The sequence below is a fragment of the Vasconcelosia minhoensis LEGE 07310 genome, assembly GCF_015207255.1.
Classification (GTDB): Bacteria; Cyanobacteriota; Cyanobacteriia; order Phormidesmidales; family Phormidesmidaceae; genus Vasconcelosia; species Vasconcelosia minhoensis.
Window position 1 is genome coordinate 1 of the sequence record NZ_JADEXG010000039.1, and the last position, 23,775, is coordinate 23,775.

Genomic DNA, 23,775 nt, shown 5'->3' on the forward strand with positions numbered 1-23,775 from the left:
TAACCCATGAGTCTTCTCTTGCCATATGGCGTCTCAGGAAGTCATGAGGAAAATGTAATCAACTTTACGCTACATGTGGCGTTTTCAGAATTTAGCGAACCACTAAAATAAATAAGCGAACCATGAGGTCATGCTGAGTGAAAGGAAGTATCTCGGTCTCATGGTTTCATATCCCCCCTTTTCAAGGGGGGTTAGGGGGGATCCTCAGGTGCTTGGAGGTATTGGGATCCCCCTCTGTCCCCCTTGAAAAGGGGGAGGGTAGAGCGAAAAGGGCGAGGGTATTGATTTACAACACCTAAGTCTATTGAACAAAGTGTCATGCTGAGTGGAAGGAAGTATCTCGGTTGAGAATGTTACAAACTGGGAGATTCCACCCTGCGGGAAGCCGCAAGCGTCTACGCTCACTCGGAATGACATACGGTAGGAGGTATTGCGGCAGTAGGTCAATGCACCGCTGGATAAGCTCTGGTGCGTTACGCGGGGCAATGACGCATCCTACGAATGAAAAGAAGCAGTTGAGTAAACCAGGCTTGCTCAACTGCTGGAAATATTAGGTCGAATTATCAAGAGACAATCTTTTGAATGAGCTGTTAGTTATGGAGCTGGATCTGCTGCTGGTTCTGCTGCTGGTTCTGCTGCCGCAGCAGCTGCTGGATTGCTCAAGTTTGTCCAGTCATCAGCACAAGAAGGGTCACCATCAGTGGGGAAAGTTGCTGTTGGTTGTGTTGTACCAGCAGTATCAGCCTCACATAGAACCGCTAGAGTAGTAGCATTTCCACCTGTTGCAGTCCCAAGTTTTACACCCCCTGCGTAAGATTTAAGTGCCGCAGACGTGGGCGTTGCCCCATTGAGAGCCTGAGTAGCTAGATCGGCTGCATCAGTAGGGATGGCATAAGTGTAGTTATTAGTTCTGGTGTTGACACCTAAGCCAAGAGTATCAACAGAATCGGTAAAGGCACCATTTTCAAGAAAGTAAGCCTGCTGAGCGCGGTTCATGGAACCGACGTAGGTCTTACCTTCGGACTGCTTAGCCTTGTTCGCCTGGTTCAGGAAAGAAGGCAGCGCAATAGCCGACAGAATACCGATGATGATAATCACAACGAGAAGTTCAATCAGGGTGAAACCGCCGGACTTGTTCTTCTTGGAAAAATGCTGGAGGAGCTTAGCTTTCAGTTCAGTTTTCATGGTTGAGGTTTCCTAGAGGGTCGAGGGAAAGTTGGTTTGTTGTCGTCGAATTCAAGTTACCCAGTTTGCGTCGGATTCTAATCAGTCAGTCAGAGAATCTTTTGCCGTTTGGGTGAGCTCTCTTTCCTTGTACGAGACTAAGTTACCCGCTGCTAAAACCCTATCGATCAGCTAATATACACAAACTAAAAAGGGGGCTAATACATTTCTCCGTACTTTAACGGATTGACGTTGCCCCCTCATCCCCCAGCCCCTTCTCCCACGCGAGGGGAGAAGGGGGGCAAGAACTCTAGCTAGCTCAAAGCCCCTCGCCCGACCTGGGCTACTGTGTATACATAAATCGGGGAATCAAGCGTTATCCCGGCAGCCCTCATCCCCCAACCCCTTCTCCCCGGGGAGAAGGGGAGCCAGAGATCAAAGTCCTTCTCCCCACTCTTCGAGAAGAGCAAAGCTCTACGGGAGAAGGATTTAGGTTGAGGGCGAACCCGAGGAATCTCAGCACTTTCGGTCATTATCTTTCAGTTGTGTATACACGGTAGCCCGACTTGGGAGAGGGGCTTTGAGTGAGGGCTAGACCCAATACGAGCCGTGAACAGCAGCCGGCTACACTAGCAAAGCAGGCCGGCTGGCATGGTAAAACTAATAGCATTAAATAAGTGGAGGTCACGAGCCGGGAGCATGTCAGGTTTGCCATACTCTGTATATCCCTCATCCCCCAGCCCCTTCTCCCCGGGGAGAAGGGGAGAAGGAAATGGCCAGAAAACTGAGTAAGACTCAAAGTCCCTCTCCCCGGGGAGAGGGATTTAGGGTGAGGGCTCAAAGGTGACATGCTCCCTCACTCGCTAAAATTCGATGGGGGCTGTTGGGAAGGCCTATTTTTTGGGAAGCTTTAGCCTAGGGGAATCTACTGAATGCACAATGGATGTAGACAGGGGTCATCCGTGGAAACACTACAATATACTCCTTGCTTTTTCGTATAGCGTGGTGCACCGCTTGTTTAGAGCTCAAAAAAACCTGAGTTTAAGCGTTCGGCTCAGTCTTGCCTTTGGTGGGATTGCCGTTTTGCTGACCCTAGTGATCGGTGAGATCGCCGGCAAACTGGCGATGAGCCGAACTGAGACAGAAATTGGGCAGGAGCTCGCTCACATATCCGAGCAGATGGCCGATGAGCTCGATCGCACTATGTTTGAGCGCTTTCGAGAAATTCAGCTGATTGCCGGGCTCGAACCGTTTCGCGACGCTCAGACCCCGGCTGCCGAGCAGCAGGCGCTGCTAGATCGGCTCCAGGAGACCTACTCCAGCTATTCCTGGATTGGCTTTGCCAATCATCAGGGAACGGTCGAATCGAGCACCAAGGCGCTTTTGCAGGGACAAAGCGTCGCCCAGCGGCCCTGGTTTATGGAGGCTCAGCGCCTGCCCTACGTCGGCGATGTCCACGAAGCGGCGCTGCTGGCTGAGCTGCTGCCTAATACCGGTGATGAACCGCTGCGTTTTGTCGATGTATCGGCACCCGTGTTTGGGCCTGAGGGCAATTTTTTGGGCGTCTTGGGGGCGCATCTGAGCTGGGAGTGGGCCGAAGTCGTCGGCGTTTCGCTACTCGACTCAGCTGCGACCGATGGGAAAGAGGTGTTCATCCTGGCTGAGGATGGCACCATTTTGCTAGGGCCGCCGGATTGGATAGACCGCTGGGCGAAATCGAAAAAGCTCGATCTAGAGAGCGTTCGGCTCGCTCAGGCACAGTACAGCGGCCATACGGTCGAACGCTGGCCGAATGGAGAGCTCTTTCTCACCGGCTACTCTCGCAGCCAGGGCTATCGCAGCTATCCGGGGCTGGGCTGGATTTTGCTGGTAAGGGAGCCGGCTGAGCTGGCCTTTGCCCCGGCGCAGCAGCTCTATCAGCAAATTTTAATCGGGGGGATGGTCGTCGGCAGCAGCTTTGCCGCTTTGGGTTGGCTGGCGGCGACCTCGATGACGCGCCCGATGCAGCGGATTGCAGCGGCAGCGGATCGGATTCGGCGCGGCGATCGCAGCTTTAAACTACCGGCGCTGGAGGGTCAGCGCGAGACCGCTAGCCTATCTCAAGCCTTAAATCAGCTGGTCACCAGCCTAGTTGAGCAAGAGCAGCTGCTCAAGGCCGAGCTGGCTGAACGGAAGCGCCTGGCCGATTCGCTTTACCGCAGTGAAGAGCAGCTGCGGCAAATTACCGACAATATCGATGCGGTATTTATCCTCAAGCCGGTCGGCAGCTCAGAGCAGATCTATAGTAACTCTCACTATCGAGAGGTCTATCAGTATCTGCTCGATATTCCCTTGCCCCAGCGCCTGGCGGCCTGGATTGAATCGATGCATCCAGACGATCGGGCCGCGATGTTGGCCAAAATAGAAGCAGAGAAGTTGGGTCAGCCGTCGCCAGAAGCGGAGTATCGGCTGAACCTGCCGGACGGCACGATGCGCTGGATGTGGAATCGCTCTTTCCCCATTCAGGACGAAAGGGGAGAGATTTATCGATATGCCATCATGGAGCATGACATCACCCAGCGCAGGCAGTCTGAAGCGGTTTTTAAGCGGCTGGTGGAACAGACGGCGGCGGCGACGGGAGAAGATTTTTTCTCAACGATTGCCGAGCACCTGGCCTCAGCGCTGGAGGTTGACCATGTCTTTATTACTGAACAGCTGGATGACGGGCTCAGAACGATTGCGTTCTGGTCAGATGGTGAACTCCGGCCTAATTTTACCTATGCGTTAGAGCACACCCCCTGTCAGCTAACGCTGCATGAGGGCACTTATTACTGTGCGTCTGGGGTGACTCAAACCTTTCCCCAAAATCCCTATTTAGCTGAGCTAGAGGCAGAAGGCTATTTTGGCGTGGCCTTGACCAATGCGCTAGGACATACCCTCGGTAAACTTTGTATCGTCAGCCGCCAGTCCTTGGGCGACCGGTCTCAATATTCAGCCATTCTCCATATCTTTGCCAGCCGGGCGGCAGCCGAACTGGAACGCCAGCGTTCAGAAGTGGCTCTGAAGGAAAGCGAAGCACGCTTCCGGCTGCTGGCCGAAAATGTCAGAGACCTGATTTGCCTCCACCAGCCCAATGGCCGGTTTCTCTACCTCAGCCCCTCCTGCCGCTCGCTGCTAGGCTTTGAGCCCGAGCAGCTGGTCGGGACCAGTCCCTATGCGCTGATCTATCCAGGCGATCGCGAGATGATTCGACTGGAGGCGAGTCAGGCCTCAATTAAGGGTCGCTCCATCCCAATTACCTGCCGGATGCGGACGCGGGAGGGGAAATATATCTGGCTAGAAAGTCTGATCAAAGCGATTACCGATAGCGAGGGGCAGCTGCTCTATCTGCAAACTAGCTCCCGCGACGTGACCGATAAAGTCCGAGTGCAGCACCAGCTCCAGTATGAGGCCCTGCACGATGGCCTCACCCAGCTGCCCAATCGAAATGCGCTGCTCAGACGGCTCAGTCTGGCGCTGGAACGCGCTCGCCAGCCAGATGGCGAACGATTTGCTGTGCTATTTGTAGACCTCGATCGGTTTAAGGTGATTAACGACAGCCTCGGCCATTCGATGGGAGACCGGCTGCTGGTTGAGATCGCGCGTAAGCTCAAAAGCGTTCTGCGCCCAGGCGACATCGCCGCCCGCATTAGCGGCGATGAGTTCGTGCTACTGCTGGACGACATTGACTCCGCTCAGGCCGCGATTCGAGTCGCCGAACGGGTGATGGATGAGCTGCAATCGCCGATCCAGCTCGGCCCGCATCAGGCGGTGATGAGCGCCAGCATTGGGATTGTGATGGGTAATGCCAGCTATCGCAATGGCTTAGACCTACTGCGCGATGCCGATATTGCCATGTATTCAGCCAAGGCTCAGGGCAAAGCTCGCTATGCCGTCTTTACCGGGGCGATGCATGTGCGGGCGATGCGGCAGCTGGAGCTGGAGAATGACCTGCGGCAAGCCGTTGAGCGGGGCGAGCTAGGGCTTTGCTATCAGCCGATAGTGACGCTGGCGACGGGTCAGCTGTTGGGCTTTGAAGTACTCGCCCGCTGGCAGCATCAGACCAAGGGCATGATTCCACCAGCAGAATTTATCCCGATTGCCGAAGAGTCGGGCCTGATTGTGCCGCTAGGGCTGTGGATTTTGCAGCAGGCCTGTAGCCAGATGGCGCGCTGGCAGACGCTATCGGCGGGAACCCGACTTAAAATCAGCGTCAATTTATCCGTCAAGCAGCTGAATGAGCCCGACCTGCTGGCCCAGGTCAAGCAAACCTTAGCCGCTAACGGCCTCTCGGGCAATCAGCTTTCGCTAGAGATTACCGAGAGTGTGCTAATGGAAAATATCGAGGCGGTTAGCCGGCTGCTGACCCAGCTTCGGGCCGACGATATTCAGGTGAGCATTGATGACTTTGGGACGGGATTTTCATCGCTCAGCTATCTGCATCGGCTGCCGGTCAATAGCCTCAAGATTGATCAGTCGTTTATCAGCAAGCTGTTTGACAGCCCCCGCAATCTGAATATTGCCGAGACCATTATTGGCCTGGGCGACCGGCTGGGCATCGACGCGATCGCGGAAGGGATCGAGACCCCAGAGCAGCTGCGGCAGCTCCAGGCTTTTGGCTGCGAACTAGGCCAAGGCCATTTATTAGGCTACCCAATGACGGCCGAAGCGGCTGAGGCGATGATTATTCAGCAGCGCATCGGCTAAAATTGCGACTGATACGCGACTGATGGGGCCAGACTGGCCGTGACCGTATGAGCGATCCGCACGAGACCGACCTGCCCCTTAGCGAAAGCGCTGCCGAGGAGCAGCCGCTAGCAAAACCGCAGGAACTGGGTCAGCCAAACCCATCTAAAGATCCCTGGTCAGGGTTTTCCAAAGTCCTGAACCAGGCCACCGGCCGGCTGACGCAGCTGCTGCCGCTGGAGCAGCTGGCCCAGGCTACAGGCTTATTCAACGTAGATGAGGCTAAGGTCGCAGAGATTCTCGCCGCCGTCCGGGCCGAGCTGCCGACCACGGAGGCGCTACTGATCGGCAAGCCTCAAGCGGGCAAAAGCTCAATCGTCCGGGGGCTGACCGGGGTTTCTGACGAGATTGTCGGGCAGGGGTTTCGGCCCCATACGCAGCATACCGAGCGCTATGCCTACCCGTCGGAGGAGCTGCCGCTGCTGATCTTTACCGACACGGTGGGGCTAGGTGACGTCGGTCAAGCGACTGAAGCAATCATTCAGGAACTCGAAGCTGAGCTGCAGCAGGAGAGCCGCCGTGCCCGAATTTTGATCCTAACGGTCAAAGTCACTGACTTTGCCCTCGATACGCTGCGGCAGATCGCCCAGCAGCTGCGGCAGCGCTATCCCGGACTGCCCTGCCTGCTAGCGGTTACCTGCCTGCACGAGCTCTATCCCGCTAGCGTTACCGACCATCCGCCCTACCCACCGGCGGTTGAGGCCATCCAGCGGGCCTTTGACGAAATTCAGTCGGCCTTTACCGGACTGTATGACCGAGCGCTGCTGCTTGATTTCACCCTGGAGGAAGACGGCTTTACACCGGTCTTCTATGGCCAGGAGGCGCTCAGAGATACGCTAGCTGACCTGCTACCCGAGGCCGAAGCGCGGGCGATCTATCAGCTGTTAGATAACGGGGCCAGCCAACAGCTGGGTAACCTCTACCGCGATGCCGGTCGTCGCTACCTGGTGGCGTTCTCGACGATCGCGGCTACGCTGGCGGCGGTGCCCCTGCCCTTTGCCACCATGCCGATGCTGACGGCGCTCCAGGTTTCGATGGTGGGCCTGCTGGGGCGGCTGTACGGCCAGACGCTGACGCCGTCGCAGGCGGGCGGGGTGGTGAGCGCGATCGCGGGTGGCTTCGTGGCCCAGGCGATCGGGCGCGAGCTGATTAAGTTTATCCCCGGCTTTGGCAGCGTCATCGCGGCGTCCTGGGCGGCGGCCTATACCTGGGCGCTGGGGGAAGGGGCCTGCGTTTACTTTGGCGACCTGCTGGGGGGTAATAAGCCGGATCCGGAGCGGATTCAGGCGGTGATGCGGGAGTCGTTTCAGGCGGCGCGGGAGCGGTTTAGGGGGAGAGGGTGATGGGTGATTGAGTGATCGGGTGATCGGGTGCAGACGCGATCGCGGCTTCCCGCCGGGGAAGGGGTTCGCGAAGCGTTGCGGTAGGCGGTAGGCGGTAGGGGCGGATGGTCGGGTAGGGGCTTGGTTCCCGAGCCCATGCAGTGGGGTCTTGATGCTGAATGTTTTAGAGCAGGTTCAGGCGGTTTTGGAGGCGCCGTTTTTTCAATTGGGGCTAATCAATTCGGAAGAATATAATCAAAATCCGGTGGACTGGATTCGGAAACATCTGGAAGGCCTATTTGGGCTGTAGAATGTCTGTTGGTTCAGATGAACGCCCTGAAGATAGGCTCAATAGAAAGGTTCAATGCTCGCGGTTAATCTTCACGAAGCTCAGGTTTTAGGACAGGCGGTATGCCTACTAGAAGAGCGGGCGCTCTTTCTGCCAGCTGAGCAATCACTGCTGGTATCCGATGTACACCTGGGCAAGGCAGAGACCTTTCAGATGGCGGGGATTCCGATTCCAACGCAGGTGAATCAGGCGACAATAGCCCGGTTAAAGCGGCTCTGTGAGCAGCTCTCGCCGCAGCGGCTATTTATCCTGGGAGATTTGTTTCATGCCCGTCAGGCGCTGGTCGAGTCGGTGCTGACTCCGTGGCGTCAGTTTCTTGCTGAGGTGGGCGCTGAGGTGACGCTGGTGGTGGGGAATCACGACCGGCGGCTGGTGCAGGAGCTGGCGGCTTTTGAGATGGCCTGCACGTCGGCGGTGACCCTGGGGGGCTGCCTGCTCAGCCATGAGCCGGTTCAGCAGTCGGCCGGGCTGAATATCTGCGGGCATATCCATCCGGTGATTCGACTCAGCAGTCGGCTAGACGCGCTGCGGCTGCCCTGCTTTTGGGTTGAGACGACGGCGCGGCGGCTGACGCTACCGGCCTTTGGCGACTTTACCGGCGGCTATGAGGTGGCGATCGCGGCCGGAACTCAGGCCCTGATCGCAGTGGAGGGCCGCCTGCTGGAGCTGTCGCGCTAACCCCGCTGCCGCTCCCGCCGCTCCCAAAAGAAGCCGGCGGCATTGGCGACCTGGGAGACAAACAGCACCGCCGTCAGCGTCAGGCCCTGCCGACTCTGGCCATGGGTGAAGGGATAGCGCAGCAGCCGCAGGTAGTAGCCGCCTTCAATTTCAAAGTTGCCCCAGCCTTTTTGCGATCGCGTCTGGTGAAAGCGAAAGGCCCCGCGACCGTAGTTGAAATGCTGCTTCCAGAAGCTGCGTAGGGTCATCGGGTGCGCGTGATAGATCACGACTTCCGGCGCGTAGGTCATGGGGTAGCCGGCGTGGATCCAGCGATCGCACAGCTCCCGGTCTTCCGAGGTGGTAAAGCTTTCATCGAAGCCACCCAGCTCAAGAAATTCCTGCTTGGGCACGACCATATTGTTAGAGGCAAAAAATCGAGCCTGGTCGCGTACGGCATTGTAGTGGTCGTAGCCCATGCTGATGATGTTCTGGCTGGTCATGGAAAAGGGATTGTTGTCTAGGGCGTTGACCGTGCGACCGCCGACGATGCAGACCGGCTTTTGCGCAAAGCAGGCTGCGAGCTTTTGCAGCCAGTCGCGAGCGGGCATACAGTCATCGTCGGTAAAGGCAATGTAGCGCCCCTGGGCCTTGTCAGCCGCTCGGTTGCGCGCCGCGGCGGGTCCCGCATTCGCCTGCCGCAGCAGAACCAGATTCAGCACCTTTTGAAAAGGTTCGACCACGGCGTCTAAAGGCTCGTCACTGCCGTCATCCACCACAATCACCTCAAAGCGATCGCGGGGATAGTCCAACCGCGTCAGCGATTCTAGACAAGCAACAATCTGCCGTGGTCGGTTATAGGTTGGAATGATAATTGAAAAGAGAGGTTGAGCTGAGTCCATTTCACTTTCTTATGAGTTCATCTGTTGAATAGCCCAGCATATGAACCGCAAAGACATAAACCGATAGTTCCCCTTTGCGGCAGCAGTCCCAGTGCTGAGCGCAATAGCAGGGCCTGGATTGGTCTGGCGATCTCGTCCCTATCCATTACTATTGGCAGTGGCTAAAGCCTGATTCGTTTCTGTTTCCGAAGGCGCTACATTCTGAGGATATCGACGGGCATAGCGATCGCTGACCAGGCGGTTTAAGCGATGGTCTAAGTACATCAAAGCCCTTTCTAAAACAGAAACCTTCCTGCCAAACGCGAGCTGCTTGGCTAAGGGTTTCACGTAGGCTTTATGCCGCCGAAATCCAAGCCTTTCGTAGCGCTTATGAAAATAGCCATCTTCTGCTAAGTTCCATTTTTTAATAAAATGCTCCAGGCTAGCCAAATCCCAGGCGTTGCTCCAGCGCAGCATAAAGAACTCTAGGTCAGACCATTCTACAGGCGGTCCTGGCACATAGGTTACAATGATGTCTCGCTCGGCAACAATGCGCCCACCAGCCTGAGCAGCTAGCATACAAAAATCTAGATGTTCACGGGTACTCAGCAGCTTTTCATCGAGCGGTCCAGTTTTATCAAAAATATCCGTCCGCACCATCATGCAGTGAAATTCAACATAGTCGCATTCCGCCCGGCTGAGACGGTCCTGAACATCTTCAATTTTTCGTTTGAAGTGACACTTATGGTGAAAATGTCGGACCAGCGTACCTTCGATCCAGTCCTCTTTAATCTCAATGCTGCCGCCAGGATTATGAATCATTTCATGGATCGGCTCACTGATACAAATTGTTGGCCCTACTACGGCTGCATTGGTTTCCTCTGCGCAGGTGACCAGTCGCTCGAGCCAGTGGGGAGTGACAATCACATCGTTGTCAACGAAAACGACGTACTTGGTTTTAACTTGACTCAGACCAACGTTGCGGGCCTGATTTGGCGAAAGATAGTGCTCCAAACGAACAACCTGAAACCCCTTTTCCCTAGCTGCCGCCGCTAAATAACGGCGAATATGGTCTGGAGATCCGGCATCTACGTACACTAGGCTAAAAGGAATTTTGGTATGTTCGTATATGCTTTCCAGAGATTGCCGAGTGTAGCTAAATCGCTCCCGCTGGGTGAGAACGATGGTGACGCTGGTTTCTGAGGTAGCTGAGGTGTTCATGATTTAGTCTCCAGAGATGATTTTGCTTGATACTGAGGCAGTGATTGATGCAGCCGAGCGCTAGTGGCTGCCAATAGGATTCGAAAACATCGATCTAAAAGCCCCTCCTAGGCGTCCCAGAAAATCGCGCCCTAACTTCATAGAAGTATGGCTAGGATGGAGAACAAAAGCCCAGGCTAGGCTTTTGATTGCTGGCCTGGTTTGGCCTAAATGATGTGAAGTTTGAGCATGCTTATAGACAAAATCCGAGAACATTTTGGGGTGTTCTAAGAATATCTGCCGATGCTTTTGTACCAGCTGATTAAAGCTCACCTGACGCAGGGCTGGATTACGGGAAATCCGGGGCCCGTCGTGGGCCATCAGGCGATAGGTGGTATTTGGAATACCTAAAATTGAGCAGACTGGATTCAGTCGTAGAAACAGCTCTGTATGCACCCGCGATTGAAACGCTTCATCATAGCCACCTATTTTCAGAAAAAGCGATCGCTCTACGACTAGAGTTTGTTTAGAAATGAATGACTTTCCAGGCTCGATTTCTTCCAGGAAAAAGTGGGATCCCCGGAGTAGAGTGGGGGGAATTCGAGTTTCAATCACCTGCCCTGCTGGGCTCACCACTTCTAGGCCGGATAAAACTGCGACCGGCGGCGGCAGCGTAGAACGCTCCAGCGCCTCAAGGGACAGTCTGGCCATGTCAGGCAGTAGCTGATCGTCATCGTCTAGGTAGCTCATCCAGCGACCTTGGGCGGCTTTTGCCCCGGCGTTGCGAGCCGCCGCCGTGCCCCGGTTCTCAGATAGTCGAACCACTTTCAGGCGGGGATGGGGCGCTAATACTACGGGGTCAGGCGAGCCGTCATCCACGACGACAACTTCAATATCGTCAATGGTCTGACTCAGCGCACTCTGGACGGCCCGAGTTAATAGCTGGGGTCGATCGTAGCTGGGAATGATGATTGAAAGTCTGGGGGAAGCTTGCATAACTCAAATTCAGCAGCCTTCGAAACAGGACGCAGTATTCAGCGGACGGTCTAAGGTGAGACGGGCAGCAGCCGACGAACTTGAAGCTTGAGGCCGGTTTTTAGCTCAGCCGTCAGCCGCTGAAAAGTTGAAACAGGTTCAATTTTCATGGCCCACAGAAAAGCTTTCGCTGCCGCTTGCAGCTGCCCTTGCTCGAGGGAAATTTGGCCGTGACGGTAGACAAATCGCGAGAATTGCCGGGGATGGGCTGCAAATGCGGCATAGTGTTTTTGAATGAGTCGATGAAAGCTTTCCTGGCGCAGCTGCGGATTGCTCGATACGCGATCGCTGTGATGGCTCACGTGGCGATAGGTAATCGTAGGAATGCCGATGATATTGCAAACTGGGTTCAACCGCAGAAAGAGTTCAGAATGGACGCGAGAACGGAAATTCTCATCCCAGCCGCCAATATTTAGCATGACAGAACGCTCAACCACCAGCGTTTGCTTGCTGGCGTAGGAGGAGTTGGGCTCCGGCGGTTCCAGAAAAAAGTAGCTCCCTTTTGGCGAAAGGTTAGGCGGAATCCTGACCTTGAGCAGTTTGCCCTCAGGCGTAATTTTTTCTAACCCAGAAATAACCGCGACCGGGGTTTCAAGGGAAGAGGCCTGGAGAGCTTGGAGGGAAACCTCCGCCATGCTCGGCAACAGGTCGTCGTCGTCATCGAGGTAGGTCACCCAGCGTCCACGGGCTGCCTCGGTGCCGACATTGCGGGCACCAGCTCCACCGCGGGATGCTTCCAATCTAATCAACCTCAGGCGGGGATCGTCAGGGAGCTGGAGCGGTTCTGCCGAGGCATCATCGACGACGACGACCTCAATGTTAGACACCGTTTGAGCGAGCGCACTTTCCACAGCGAATTGTAGAAGCTGTGGACGATTATGGGTGGGAATAATGATGCTGAGTAGAGGTTGATTCATGGCAAAACAATTAGGTGAGCCGATAACATGGAAAATTCACAGCAAAAATTCATTTCTATTGGATCCGACTCTTGGGCAGTTTGCCGTCTTTCTTGGCAGCATTCTTCAGCTTTAACTTGAGATATTGACGCTCCAACCACCCCAACTTAGAAGATTCATTGGCTTGGGACTTATGCTGTTGCAGCTGATCAACCCTATATTCATACTTTAGATAATCAGCCATAGGTCGCACTGAAGTTTCAAATTCCTCAATTTCAGTTGCTGTCCAGGCAGAGGTGGTTGGTACCTGCTGTTTAGCGTTGGGCGGACGTCGCACTAATTCATCGTAATAAGCCCTCGGTAGTTGTGGTTGAAAACCCAAAAAATCAGCTATCTCTAGATAGCGATTATGGGTCATCTGCTCAACTTTTTCAATTCGGTAGTGGCTAGCAGGAATATCTTGAAACTGCTTAATCACTTCTGAATTTAAGGCATTCCAGTACCAGGCAAGTTTGCCTACGCGGCTCATGGCCTGCCATTCGAGAAACCTATCTCCTGAAGGAATAATTCGTCCTAGAAAATAATGAAAATAGGCGCAGTTCACTTGAAATGTAGGGGCTAAGTTGGGATCTTTCCTTTCAATTGGTGCCTGATACCAGCCCTTTCGCAGATAGGAATTGACGACTCGCTCTGGGCTACGTACAAGCAAAATAAACTTGGCTCCGAATCGCTCGTAGAGTTCCTTGACTGACAGCGACAGATAGCCGCTGGCCTCAAAAGAGAACTGATGATCTGCTAAGTCCTGCTGGACTTCTAGCAGCTTGGTGTTGAGAAATCCTGCCGAATCAACAGGCAGCCCATACCACTTGCAGTACCGATGAAAAGCTTCATTCAGGGGGTTGCGTTCGTGTACGGAGGAGACATGAGGTTCTAAACCGAGCACTCGGCACATAAACTTGGTACCACATCGACCGGTGCCAATGGCAAACCCCACTTTGTTTTGAATCTCAATGCTCACCGTTCTCCCCCCTTGAATAACTAAGTTCGTTTCCCCTACGCCCTTGACACCCATACCTAATGGGCCTAGTGGGCCTAATGGGGAAAAGCGTCTGCTTTAGACGCGCTCTCCATGATTTTCCAGGTTCTTGGCTGATAAAAAACACATTTATTTTCCCGGCTTTTTGATTGCACTGTAAATTTAAAAGACTCGACAACATCGAAGGTATAAATAGAATCTTTTTTGATTTTAAGATTCATCGTATAGGCGCCTGCTTCTAGCCCGAGATAAGGAAGTTCGAGTCGAAGCTCGTATTGACCAGATTCGGTACTAAAGTAAACGTCATCATTTTCTCCGTTTAGGTATAAAACAGTGCCAGAATTATCTTCACCGCCAATTTTATTAATCTTGACATGCATGGTGATGCCTTCAAAGACATGATAGCTTTCGATGCCGACGCAAAAACTGACTGCTTCTCCCGCAAACAGGGCTTGCAGGATATTGCCATACTCATCTCGAAAAAAGAGGTCTCGGATGTCAAGCCCTAAACTTTCTGCTCTGGGTTTGGCAGGCAGACTCATGCGGTTACTGCCAAATTCAACCTCATCCAAAAACAGGTCTTTTTCGTACTGGGCGACAATCTCCCCTGAGTTGCCCCTTGCAGCCAAACACCCTTTTGATAGGTAAACGGCTGTATCGCATATGTTTAGAATCGCTTGGGGATTGTGATTGACTAAAATAAACGATACCCCCCTCTGTCGAATCTCGTAGAGGCGACGATAACACTTCGCTTTGAACCGAGCATCGCCAACTGCGAGGACTTCATCAATCAGTAGAATTTCCGGATCTGTGTGAATAGCACAGGCAAACCCAAGCCGAGCCGCCATGCCCGAGCTATAGGTTTGTACCGGCGCATCGATCGCTTCTTCGATCTCGGCAAAATCCACCACATCTTGAAATCGAGCCTCAATTTGGCTGGTGGTCAAGCCCAAAATCGACATGTTGGCGTAGATGTTTTCGCGTCCGGTGAGAATCGGGTTAAAGCCTGCCCCTAGCGCGATGAGGGGGGCAATTCTGCCGCTGACTCGGACTTTGCCAACATCGGGTTTAATCAAGCCGCTGATGATCCGCAGCAGGGTACTCTTGCCAGCCCCGTTGGTGCCCACGAGGCCAAGCGCCTCCCCACGATGCAGCTGAAAATTAATGTCTTTAAGCGCCCAGAATTCATGGGACCGCAGGCGATCGCTGTGTCGCCGCCCCCCGGTGAGATCAGCGGCGATGTCCTGGACACCGTAAAAGAGCGATCGCCTGAGGTCGCGGCAAAACTTTTTCGACACGCCCTCCACTGTAATGACCGGCGGGTTTTCAGGCAGATTTTCCGGAGCCGATTGAGATTGACTGTTCAGCAGCATTCTATGACGTTACCCTCTCGACCACGTACGGCATCGCAATTCGAAAGCCTACCCAGGTTAGGACCAGCCCAACCAGCGTCAGGCCGCTCACTACCCAAAACCCCACCGGATGGGTCAAAACCCCAGTCGTGGCCAGCTCGCGTATGGTAACCAATAGCGGCGTTACCGGATTCCAAGCGACCAGTGCCCCAAACAGGCCCTCCGTAGGGACGGGGTAAATCACCGGGGTGAGGAACAGCCAAAACCCCATGACCATATTCAGGCTTTTCGACACGTCCTGGTACAGCACACCCACTGGAGCTAGCAATACGCCCACCAGGGTACCCAGCAAAATCAGGTGGATCAGCGCTACCGGAGCGAGCAGTATTGTCCAGCTGACGGGGACCCGAAAATAGAGAAACAGGCCGACAATCAGAATCAGCTTGATGCCAAAGTTGAAGCCTACCTCCCCCAACTTGGCCAGAATAATCGCCTCCCGAGGAAAATTGACTCTGGACAGCATAGGCTTAGCCAAAATTACGGCCTGTACTGGTCCCGTAGCCGCATCTACGAAGGTCTGCCACAGCGCCGTATTGAACATCACGTAGGCCGGATAGGGAATATCCGTCGCGCCTACCGTGAAGACATTGGCCTCTTTGGCTAAGGTAAACCCGTAGGCCATGGCAATCGGCGGGATAAAGGCCCAAGCGATGCCTAAAAAGGCCTGCCGATACTGGGCGCTGATGTCCCGTACCATCAGCCGCCAGGCCAGCTCGCGGGCCGCGAGCAGGTCGCGCCACATCGTCCACAGCAGATACCGGGGACGGCGCAGCAAACTATCGGGCGTATAGACGACTTCGGGGGGCATGCGGATGAACGGGGTAAACTATCTTTAACGATTGGCAGAACTCGAGACCAGGTCTGGAGAAGCCACCTTCATAGACGGCTGCTCCGTCGGCTGATGCTTAGCGTGGCGAGTGGTTAAGGTCTGATTCAACAGTCGTTCTGGCTTAACCAAAAGGCTTTCCAGTTTGCCGCTGCCGAGTCCAAAAGTCAGCTTGCGAACAAAGGGGCCGATGATGGTGCCTCTGCGTCGCCAGCCCTTTTGCAACTTCTTGTACTTAGTCTGAAAGTAGCCATCTTCGGCCAGATTCCACTTGGTCTGCAGATGCTTCAGGCTCGCAAACGTCCAGGCGTCGCTCCAGCGCAGCATGTAGTAGTGCAGGTCAGACCACTGCAATGGCGGTCCCGGAACATAGGTGACAATACTATCGGGTTCAAAATAAACGGTGTCCCCCAGCTCGCGCACGCTCAGGCAAAAATCCAGATGCTCCTTCGTATTCAGCATGGCCCCATCAAGGGGTCCTAGCTGCTCGAAAATCGAGCGGCGAACCAGCACGCAGTGAAATTCAGCCAGCTCGGTTTGAGTCCGCTGCAGGCGATCGCGCACGTCAGCCACCCGCTTGCCCTGGTCATACATTTTCTCCCGCAGCCGCCGTCGTCCAGTTTTGTCCGTCCAGATGTGAGTTTCTCCCCCGGCAAAATGAACGACTTCATGGATGGGTTCATACTGGCACATCAGCGGCCCCACAACTGCCGCTCCCGTTTCCTCAGCGCAGTTCAGCAAAGCCGTTAGCCAATTCGGTGAGACAATCACGTCGTTATCCAAAAAGACCACATAGTCGGTCTCCACCTGGGCCAGCCCCAGATTCCTGGCCTGATTGGGATAGAGATATTGCTCGGTGCGCAGCAGCTCAAAGCCATGGGCATCGGCCTGCTGTTTCAGGTAGTCCCGCACCGGAGCGGGCGAGTTGCCATCGACGTAAACGAGCCGATAAGGCAGCTGGGTATGGGCCAGTACACTTTCTAAAGATCGTTGAGCACAGCTGAAGCGCTCGCGAGGGACAACCACGATGGTGACCCGGGGCGAAGGCAATTGATTGGTCATTTGAGGCGTGGTGGAGGGCATGGGAGTAGACTATCCTTCCATGATGGCTAAATTAACTGGAGAAAAGGGCTGGGAAAAAGGACTAGGAGAAGGGGCTAAGGGAAAGGGAAGCCTCTGGCTGGGACGCGGGCGGATCAGACTGGAGCAGCGATTCATAGAGTGAAACCAGGGCGTCGTTGAGGCGGTTGAGGTCGTAATTTTTTTCGATGAAGGCGCGCCCAGCCCGTCCCATCTCTGGCCAGCGTTCGGGATGCTCAATCAGCTCGACTAGGCGAGCCGTGATCGCGCCCGCGTCTCGCTCTGACACCAGATAGCCCGATACGCCTTCCTCCACCAGCTCTGGAATACCGCCGTGCAGGGTGCTGATGACGGGAAGCCCCATCGCCATTGCCTCCTTCAGGACGTTGACCGGCGCATCCTGATTGCCATCGGCAGCCGTTACGCTCGGCGCAATAAATAAGTGCGAGGTCTCTAGCAGGGCAATCAGCTCTGCTTGGGACTTTTGCCCGACTAGCTGAATTGAACCCTCGGCCCCCAGCGACTGAATCAGCTGCTCAAACTGCGATCGCAGCGGCCCCTCGCCGATGATGACATATTCCAGATTGGGATAGTGCTTCAGCACCTGAGCAACGGCCCGAATACCGTATTCAATTCCCTTTTTTTCCACTAGGCGGCCCGTCGTGGCGACCCGCACTACACCATCCTGGGGAAACTGACGAACTTGCAGCGGAAAGCGGCTATAGTCTAGACCCGAGCCGTGCACCCGAATTTTACCCGGCCGACAGCCCAGCTCGACTACGCGGCGCTTGAAAAATTCACAGTTTGCTAGAAAATAGTCCCCATTTTTGAAGAGGGGATCGTAGATATCTTCGCCCTGCTCCTGCACAAAGTTGCTAATGTCGTGACCTCTGAAGATGGTAATTAGCTTTGCTTGGGGAGAATTCATCGCGCGGAATGCCATGCCCCGAAAGCTAACGGTGCCAAACTGGCAGTGGACAATATCGTAGTCTTTTTCAAAGTTGGGGATTAGCGTATACAGCAGCCAGAGGGATAGCGCCTGCTTGCCATACTTCAGAAAATTCAGGGACTTCAACGTTGCCCGAGGCGCTTGAGTCAGGCAGGAAATGCTGCGGCCTACGCCTTTAATAGCCCGCCAAAGCAAGTTAGCAGGAATTTCAGGCAGATAGTAAGTTTGGTCGAGCAGCCGATAGTTTAAGACATCTTCATGGACTTTAGAAAGGTCGCCAGACCGATCGGCATAGATATCAACCTCGTGTCCCCGGTCAACCAAGCCTGTAATCTGGTTTAGGATAAATGTTTCGGATAAGGTTGGAAACGTACCGACTATAAATGCGATTTTCATGACGTTTAGCGCGGCTCTGGCAGCGGAATCTTGCTTAAATATGGCGTGAATGACGGCGATTAAACCCGGCTAGGTGTTCTACCCATCCTCAGCAGAATTTTGGCCCAGGCACCCGTATACCGAACGACCACAATCACCCAGGCAACTCGAATTTTTTCACTAACTCTGCTTAACTTCGGGCTGTTGAAGACGCTGATCACGTAGTTAACAGGGGGAATCAAATCCTGACCTAAGATCAGCGCGAAAATTAGATTTTTTTTAATCGGGTCGGGAATGCGCTTTTGGATAGCAAGCTTAAAGAAAAGCGAATCTTCATAGAAGAAGTGATAGAGGTTGCGATTGAGCAGATCGTAGTGCCCCCCGGCTAGCCGCACCGTTTTTTGTCGAATCTGCCGTAGGGAAGCCCGGGCCGGATGGGCAATGCGCACCTCGGGGGCATAGACCTGTGCGTATCCGGCGTCGTATACCCGCTTTCCCCAATCTAGGTCGCCGCCAGATTTGAGCGTCGGGTTGAAGCTACCCACGGCTTGAATGACGGTTTTCCAGGTGAACAGATTGGCCGTAGCGCCATACTTCATATCCCTCAGGTGCTGCTCCTGGGGAAAGGCAGTCGCCATTTCAAACAGCTCAGTCGTGGTTGGGCAGCGAGCATCCTGTGGAAAAATCTCAATCTGGCCTGAGACTAAGCCGCAGTTGGGCGTCTCCAGCAGCCGCCTGACGCCTGCTTCTAGCCAGTCGGCGGCGGGAATGCAGTCGGCGTCTGTGAACGCGATCGCGTCTCCCTGAGCCATCTCAATCCCCCGGTTGCGGGCCGCGTAGGAGCCTGGACGGCTCTCCTGAGCCAGCACGGCTTGAGCGCATCGGCCCACCAAAGCTTCTACCGCGGAGAGGTGATCCGATCCATTATCGACAACAATCACCTGATAGCGGTCTTTGGGATAGGACTGTTGCTCCAGGGCGGCTAGGCACTGGGCTAGCGGCTCTGCGTCATTGAACACCGGAACAATGATAGAAACTTGAGGATAGGGCTGGCTGCTTTGCATCTTGTAGAACCTATAGCCTCAGGCCAAGATTGCCTGGGTCTGCTCCTGCCGCTTTTTCTCAGCCTTGAGCTTTGCCCACTGGTCTTTAGTAAAGTCCTCGTGGTAAGAGCGCTCTACGTTCACGTTCCACAGGTCGTGGTGCTCGCCCAGAATGTTCTTGGCCGCAAGCAGACCGGTGAGCATGGAGTGGTCCTGGTTGTTGTAGCGGTGCATCCCGTTACGACCTACCGTTTGCAGATTTTGAAAGCTTTGGATGTAGTCCTGCATTACCTGTAGATGATCGCGATATTCGCCGTCGTAGACCGGATAGGCTTTCTTCTGGCGGATAACGGTGCCATCTTCTACTAAAGCCTGAACGGGGACAAGTCCCAATCCTACAATTTCCCGGCTGGCCAGCTTCACCAGTTCGGAATCTGACATTTCCCAAAGCTGGTCGCCTTCGCTACAGAAATATTCCATTCCCAAGCAGGTTTTCTCGGGATCGGGCACCATCTTAGGACTCCAGTTTTTGAAATTCTGGATGCGGCCTACTTTGAATTCGGGGCTGTGGATATAAATCCAGTTGTCGGGAAAGAGCGACTTTAGATTGACAATGATCGGCACGATTAGGAAATCGCGGTATTTCAAACCCCGGGCAGCCTTCAACACATGAGCAGGCGGCGCGGGGTGCAGACAGCGAATGAGCGCCGTAACCGGCATACTCGACACGTAGTCGTCACCCTCTAGCTCAAGCGTCTCATCTCCCTTTCGGGCAGTCACTTTTGTCACTCGGCCATTCTCATGCTCAATCTTCTCAACCCGAGTATGCAGGTGAACCGGCGATCCCTTGCGGTCTAGAATCTCCTGACAGCGCTCCCACATCATGCCGGGACCCAGAATGGGATAGTCAAACTCTTTGATCAGTGTTTTGGTATCGTTGCTGCCAAACATGGCGTTGACGACCGCCTTTTTCAAAGAAAGCCCTTTAATCCGCTGAGCTGCCCATTCGGCCTGAATTTTGTCGCAGGGAATACCCCAGACTTTTTCGGTATAGGATTTGAAGAAGGTGCGATAGAGCCGATTGCCGAACCGCTCGACCACCCAGTCTTCAAAGTTCTCAGCTTCTTCGCCCGGATTTAGCTTGGCCTTGAGCCTAGACTTGACATAGCTCAAAACAATCAGGGCGCTGTCAACCGGGCCGAGATTTTTCAGCGTATTCGAAATCGACAGCGGGTAGTCAAAAAAGCGACCTCGGTAGTAAATGCGGGACAGCCGAGGCACCTGAATAAACTCATCACCCAGGATTTCTTTCCAGACCTGCTGAACTTCGCCCACTTTAGTGAAAAAGCGATGGCCGCCAATATCAAAGCGATAGCCCTTATAGTCCTCAGTGCGGGAAATTCCCCCGACCCGATCGGCCTGCTCCAAAACAACGGACGAATGTCCATGCTTGGCCAGTTCGTAAGCTGCCGTTAGGCCAGCTGGACCGCCACCAATGACAACGGTTTGAGCATTTTTCATCCTAATGTTCTCCAAGGAGCAATGAGTAGGGGAGCAATGAGCAGGGGAGCAATGAGCAGGGGAGCGGATTAACCTTTGGCGAGCTGATAGCCCCAAATCTGATACCGCAGATGCCCAATGGCAAACGCGAGACCGCTGTAAAAGTAATAGAGCCAGTGCCATGGGATAACGCCCAGGGCAAACCAAAATCCCCGCTGCTGATAGAAAAATCGATAGACGGGCCAGTTGAGTAGGACTAAAACCAGGCTCAACAGCCCCGCGCCAAGCAACGCTGTGGGCCACCACCACACGAACAGCAGGCTCGCGATCGCGGCATAGACCAAAACCACGCTGAGGCGGCTGCTCGACTTCAGGTTGAGATCGCGAGACACCTGCTGATACTGCTGCGGATCGGTCTGCCGAAGCTGAAGCAGCAGGGCCGTCCAGGGAAGAGCCCGATAAAAAATATCGGCCCGCAGCAGTGAATAAGGTGTCCAGTGTTTCAGATGCTTGACCTGGATAGCTTTGCAAAGACGGATTTGGTATCCTGCCTGCTTTAGACGATATCCCAATTCAATATCTTCAATACAAGGCTTTCGGAAACGCTGATCAAATCCTCCCAAAGATAGAAAAATCTCTCGTCGAACAGCTCCACATGCACCCCAGAAGGTAGAGGCTTCCTCGTGCCCCCCCTGATGGGTGTAGTGGTGAAAAAGATTCTTGTACTGGGACAAAAAATTTGTCGCCCCCGGAGCATCGTCGTAGGAGCCAATCAGAGCAGCTAGCTCAGGGTTGGCCTGAAAGGCTCGAATAACGCCATCGACCGTGTTGGGGTGAATTGTAACATCGGCATCGACAAAAAACAGAATATCGGCCTCAGCCGCCTCAGCCCCGATGTTTCGGGCTCGGGCTGGCCCCTGCGTTTCGGGTAGGCGAATCAGCTTCGCGCCGAACGGCTCTGCCAACTGCCAGCTGCCGTCGGAAGCTCCATCGGCAACAACGATGACTTCGGCCCGCTCCAGCGCCCATTGGTTTAGGCTCTGTAAGCATTTCCGAAAACTCTCGCCGCCATTGTGCACCGGGACAATGATTGAAACCTCAGGCCAGCCGGACGCTTTCTGCACCTTATCTCCTAGATATGTCCACAAAAATTCTCAGTCTGTATGCAGCACACATACTAATCGAGTCGGTCAACATCCGTTGAATGTTCCTGGATAGGGAGCCTGAGCTAGGGAAGTTGCAGTTGCCCCCTGCATAGCTCTCCAGCTGCCCATCGACAATTCTACAAGAAATATTGTTAAGAAACGTTTACTACTCTAACCATGGTAGTCACCATGTCGGGTAATTACAGCGGGCAGCGCCCAACTTCACAGAGGGTTTACACGGATTTGAACTTTGGAAATAATTGATTGAAGCGCTCTAGCGTACGTACATAAATCCGGCATCTAGCCCTGCAGCAGTGTTGCGAAGACCAATCCTGGGGCTGACTTCGCGGACGCAGGGGAGCTCAGCCGACCAGCAGATCCTTCGCGAATTGAGGGGTCGCTGGTAAGCAACTTCCCCAACGGGCTGTAGGACCTCCAGCTCAGAGGCTGGTAAGGGCGGCGGCAAGAGCAGGTGAGACGGCCCGGAACGGACTGTAATCATGGCGAGTAGAGCCGCACTAACGGCTAGCCCAATGGCCCAGCGGCTGCGTTTGTAGAACCAGGATAGCTGCCGAATGTCCCCTATTGCGCAGGCCTGCTTTTGTAAGCAGGTCATGGCCAGCAGGCAGGGAACCAGAAGGACATAGCCCATGCCGAATCTGAACATGGGTGCTTTTAGCATCATGAACAGGGTGCCTACGGCAGCGAGTAGAACCAACCAGATTTGGGCATAGGCGCGACTAGGGGGACGATAGTGCCGAGCTTGGCCGATAGCGAAGAGCAAATAGATCGGGATGGCGACCAAAAGTGGCGCAATCAGCTTATTTGAATTGGAGCTTTGCAGCCATTTCCCCAGCAGCCAGAGGTAGCGATTAGCGCCCGGCGGGGGCTGACCAAACCAGGTCTGCCAGCCGTGGGTTTGATTGGCAATTCGCACTGTGGACTCGGCAGAGTGGGTCCAGGGTAGGTCCAAACATCCAAAGGTAGACGGAAAAAGCGGACAGCCGGAGGTCAGCGTGGAGGCCGTTAAAAACGGCAATAAGGCGAGGCCAAGGATCAGGCCGCCAGCAATCCATCGTCCCCAGCTCATCTTTCTAAGCAGATAGAACCCCAGAGAAAAAGCCAGCAGCGGTAGGGCAGTGAGCTTGATTGACGTGGCTCCAATCGCCAAGAGCAGCGGCAGCAGGTCGGGGCTGAGGGGCGTCTGAATGACTTCAGCAAATGCCCGGCTATTCTGCTCGTGGAGGAGCAAAATCAGCCAGGCCACCGTCCCGGTCAGCAAAATGACTGGAATGTCGGGTGAAGGTGAGAGCAAAATGACCGATAGGAAATGGGTTTGAGTAAACGCCAGGCAAACAATAAGCAGAAAAACTAGGCTGAACCAGTCGCTTGATCGCGCTTTCCGGAGCATCACCTGAGCTAGGCTGAGGCCCAGCTGCAAGACCGCTATCAGCAGCACAAACCCATTCATAACGGCTGCTGCCTGCCCCGCTGGGAAAGGGGCATTAAAGGGAGCCGCGATCGCGAACCAGGTGGAAATAAAGCCGAACTGGGAATTGAGCAGGGCCAGGCCAGGAACGGTGCCGAACTCAAACAGCCAGCGGATCAACCCGGCGTGGTAAAGACCGGTATCCAACCAGGTGACGGGCTGCGCCATCAAGGCCGCGATCGCAGCGGCAGCTGCGCCATACCCTAGACCCCTGCTCCAGCTGATCCAAGCCCAAACGGCGGCTATCTCAGCCCGGGTCTGCTTTTGTAAACAGGCGAGGCTACTCAGCCCTAAAATAACGACTGCCCCGACCGGAGCCGACAGCGAGAAGCGTAGCGAAGCCGCCATCAGGGCGATTGAGAGGACGACTAGACCCAGCCAGACTGAGAGGCTGACGCGATCGCACAGCCGATCTAGCGTATACCCCCGACAGAGTTGCAGGGTAACCGTCCCAACAAGGAAGCTGGCGATCAGCAGGCCGGTCCAGGCCAGGATGAAATAGAGCATGTGACGCTTCGACTATAGCGGGGATAGCCAACCTCAAGCTAGACCCAGTGGCGGCATGTGGCTCTAGGTGGGGATGTTCCTCAAGCCTCAAACATAGTAAAGCCGCCGCCCTGGCACAAGCGGTAAACTACGGATTCATAAAATA

18 protein-coding genes are annotated in these 23,775 nt (G+C 54.5%); 4 read left to right on the plus strand and 14 right to left on the minus strand.

Going from position 1 to position 23,775, the window contains the following annotated elements; genetic code table 11:
* Positions 1-594: 594 nt before the first annotated feature.
* Entirely contained in the window at positions 595-1,185 is a 591-nt protein-coding gene (locus IQ241_RS15730; protein ID WP_193908870.1) for a type IV pilin-like G/H family protein, read from the minus strand.
* A 993-nt stretch (positions 1,186-2,178) separates the two neighbouring features.
* On the opposite strand from IQ241_RS15730, the gene IQ241_RS15735 reads away from it, so the two are divergent.
* The 4 genes from IQ241_RS15735 (at position 2,179) to pdeM (ending at position 8,277) form a co-directional block, all read left to right on the plus strand.
* Positions 2,179-5,889 (plus strand): EAL domain-containing protein, encoded by a 3,711-nt coding sequence (locus IQ241_RS15735; protein ID WP_193908872.1) that lies wholly within the window; start codon positions 2,179-2,181, stop codon positions 5,887-5,889.
* A gap of 47 nt (positions 5,890-5,936) precedes the next feature.
* Complete coding sequence (locus tag IQ241_RS15740) at positions 5,937-7,271, plus strand: GTPase family protein (RefSeq protein ID WP_193908880.1); 1,335 nt, start codon at positions 5,937-5,939, stop codon at positions 7,269-7,271.
* Positions 7,272-7,422: 151 nt separating this feature from the next.
* The gene (locus IQ241_RS15745) at positions 7,423-7,560 is read left to right on the plus strand and encodes a hypothetical protein (RefSeq protein WP_193908882.1); all 138 of its coding nucleotides are present in this window, start codon (positions 7,423-7,425) and stop codon (positions 7,558-7,560) included.
* A gap of 54 nt (positions 7,561-7,614) precedes the next feature.
* Positions 7,615-8,277, plus strand: coding sequence for a ligase-associated DNA damage response endonuclease PdeM (gene pdeM / locus IQ241_RS15750; protein WP_193908884.1), 663 nt, complete (start codon positions 7,615-7,617; stop codon positions 8,275-8,277).
* On the opposite strand, the gene IQ241_RS15755 is transcribed toward pdeM, so the two are convergent.
* The 13 genes from IQ241_RS15755 to IQ241_RS15815 form a co-directional block, all read right to left on the minus strand.
* Complete coding sequence (locus IQ241_RS15755) at positions 8,274-9,158, minus strand: glycosyltransferase (RefSeq protein WP_193908886.1); 885 nt, start codon at positions 9,156-9,158, stop codon at positions 8,274-8,276. The two genes, pdeM and IQ241_RS15755, sit on opposite strands and share 4 nt — an antisense overlap.
* 138 nt (positions 9,159-9,296) lie before the next feature.
* Positions 9,297-10,358, minus strand: coding sequence for a glycosyltransferase family 2 protein (locus tag IQ241_RS15760; RefSeq protein WP_193908888.1), 1,062 nt, complete (start codon positions 10,356-10,358; stop codon positions 9,297-9,299).
* Positions 10,359-10,418: 60 nt separating this feature from the next.
* Positions 10,419-11,333: a glycosyltransferase family 2 protein gene (locus tag IQ241_RS15765; RefSeq protein ID WP_193908890.1), complete on the minus strand. Its 915-nt coding sequence runs from the start codon at positions 11,331-11,333 to the stop codon at positions 10,419-10,421.
* A 50-nt stretch (positions 11,334-11,383) separates the two neighbouring features.
* Positions 11,384-12,289, minus strand: coding sequence for a glycosyltransferase family 2 protein (locus tag IQ241_RS15770; protein WP_193908892.1), 906 nt, complete (start codon positions 12,287-12,289; stop codon positions 11,384-11,386).
* Between the two features lie 55 nt (positions 12,290-12,344).
* Positions 12,345-13,286: a hypothetical protein gene (locus IQ241_RS15775; protein WP_193908894.1), complete on the minus strand. Its 942-nt coding sequence runs from the start codon at positions 13,284-13,286 to the stop codon at positions 12,345-12,347.
* Between the two features lie 74 nt (positions 13,287-13,360).
* Positions 13,361-14,677 (minus strand): ABC transporter ATP-binding protein, encoded by a 1,317-nt coding sequence (locus IQ241_RS15780; RefSeq protein WP_193908896.1) that lies wholly within the window; start codon positions 14,675-14,677, stop codon positions 13,361-13,363.
* 1 nt (position 14,678) lies between these two features.
* Complete coding sequence (locus IQ241_RS15785) at positions 14,679-15,524, minus strand: ABC transporter permease (protein WP_193908898.1); 846 nt, start codon at positions 15,522-15,524, stop codon at positions 14,679-14,681.
* A gap of 24 nt (positions 15,525-15,548) precedes the next feature.
* On the minus strand, positions 15,549-16,625 hold the full coding sequence (locus IQ241_RS15790) for a glycosyltransferase family 2 protein (protein WP_228021766.1): 1,077 nt from the start codon (positions 16,623-16,625) through the stop codon (positions 15,549-15,551).
* A gap of 61 nt (positions 16,626-16,686) precedes the next feature.
* Positions 16,687-17,967 (minus strand): glycosyltransferase, encoded by a 1,281-nt coding sequence (locus tag IQ241_RS15795; RefSeq protein WP_193908900.1) that lies wholly within the window; start codon positions 17,965-17,967, stop codon positions 16,687-16,689.
* Between the two features lie 59 nt (positions 17,968-18,026).
* The gene (locus IQ241_RS15800) at positions 18,027-19,010 is read right to left on the minus strand and encodes a glycosyltransferase (RefSeq protein ID WP_193908902.1); all 984 of its coding nucleotides are present in this window, start codon (positions 19,008-19,010) and stop codon (positions 18,027-18,029) included.
* A gap of 18 nt (positions 19,011-19,028) precedes the next feature.
* Positions 19,029-20,510, minus strand: a complete 1,482-nt coding sequence (locus IQ241_RS15805; RefSeq protein WP_193908904.1) for an NAD(P)/FAD-dependent oxidoreductase — start codon at positions 20,508-20,510, stop codon at positions 19,029-19,031.
* 68 nt (positions 20,511-20,578) lie between these two features.
* On the minus strand, positions 20,579-21,613 hold the full coding sequence (locus IQ241_RS15810) for a glycosyltransferase family 2 protein (protein ID WP_193908906.1): 1,035 nt from the start codon (positions 21,611-21,613) through the stop codon (positions 20,579-20,581).
* A 295-nt stretch (positions 21,614-21,908) separates the two neighbouring features.
* Positions 21,909-23,630 (minus strand): LIC_10190 family membrane protein, encoded by a 1,722-nt coding sequence (locus IQ241_RS15815; protein WP_193908908.1) that lies wholly within the window; start codon positions 23,628-23,630, stop codon positions 21,909-21,911.
* Between the last annotated feature and the right edge of the window lie 145 nt (positions 23,631-23,775).

What these genes read in the sequence shown, in the direction of transcription:
- IQ241_RS15730 (WP_193908870.1), bottom strand. Translation starts at nt 1,185, where the DNA reads ATGAAAACTGAACTGAAAGCTAAGCTCCTCCAGCATTTTTCCAAGAAG.
- IQ241_RS15740 (WP_193908880.1), top strand. Translation starts at nt 5,937, where the DNA reads ATGAGCGATCCGCACGAGACCGACCTGCCCCTTAGCGAAAGCGCTGCC.
- IQ241_RS15745 (WP_193908882.1), top strand. Translation starts at nt 7,423, where the DNA reads ATGCTGAATGTTTTAGAGCAGGTTCAGGCGGTTTTGGAGGCGCCGTTT.
- pdeM (WP_193908884.1), top strand. Translation starts at nt 7,615, where the DNA reads ATGCTCGCGGTTAATCTTCACGAAGCTCAGGTTTTAGGACAGGCGGTA.
- IQ241_RS15755 (WP_193908886.1), bottom strand. Translation starts at nt 9,158, where the DNA reads ATGGACTCAGCTCAACCTCTCTTTTCAATTATCATTCCAACCTATAAC.
- IQ241_RS15760 (WP_193908888.1), bottom strand. Translation starts at nt 10,358, where the DNA reads ATGAACACCTCAGCTACCTCAGAAACCAGCGTCACCATCGTTCTCACC.
- IQ241_RS15765 (WP_193908890.1), bottom strand. Translation starts at nt 11,333, where the DNA reads ATGCAAGCTTCCCCCAGACTTTCAATCATCATTCCCAGCTACGATCGA.
- IQ241_RS15770 (WP_193908892.1), bottom strand. Translation starts at nt 12,289, where the DNA reads ATGAATCAACCTCTACTCAGCATCATTATTCCCACCCATAATCGTCCA.
- IQ241_RS15780 (WP_193908896.1), bottom strand. Translation starts at nt 14,677, where the DNA reads ATGCTGCTGAACAGTCAATCTCAATCGGCTCCGGAAAATCTGCCTGAA.
- IQ241_RS15785 (WP_193908898.1), bottom strand. Translation starts at nt 15,524, where the DNA reads ATGCCCCCCGAAGTCGTCTATACGCCCGATAGTTTGCTGCGCCGTCCC.
- IQ241_RS15790 (WP_228021766.1), bottom strand. Translation starts at nt 16,625, where the DNA reads ATGCCCTCCACCACGCCTCAAATGACCAATCAATTGCCTTCGCCCCGG.
- IQ241_RS15795 (WP_193908900.1), bottom strand. Translation starts at nt 17,967, where the DNA reads ATGAAAATCGCATTTATAGTCGGTACGTTTCCAACCTTATCCGAAACA.
- IQ241_RS15800 (WP_193908902.1), bottom strand. Translation starts at nt 19,010, where the DNA reads ATGCAAAGCAGCCAGCCCTATCCTCAAGTTTCTATCATTGTTCCGGTG.
- IQ241_RS15805 (WP_193908904.1), bottom strand. Translation starts at nt 20,510, where the DNA reads ATGAAAAATGCTCAAACCGTTGTCATTGGTGGCGGTCCAGCTGGCCTA.
- IQ241_RS15815 (WP_193908908.1), bottom strand. Translation starts at nt 23,630, where the DNA reads ATGCTCTATTTCATCCTGGCCTGGACCGGCCTGCTGATCGCCAGCTTC.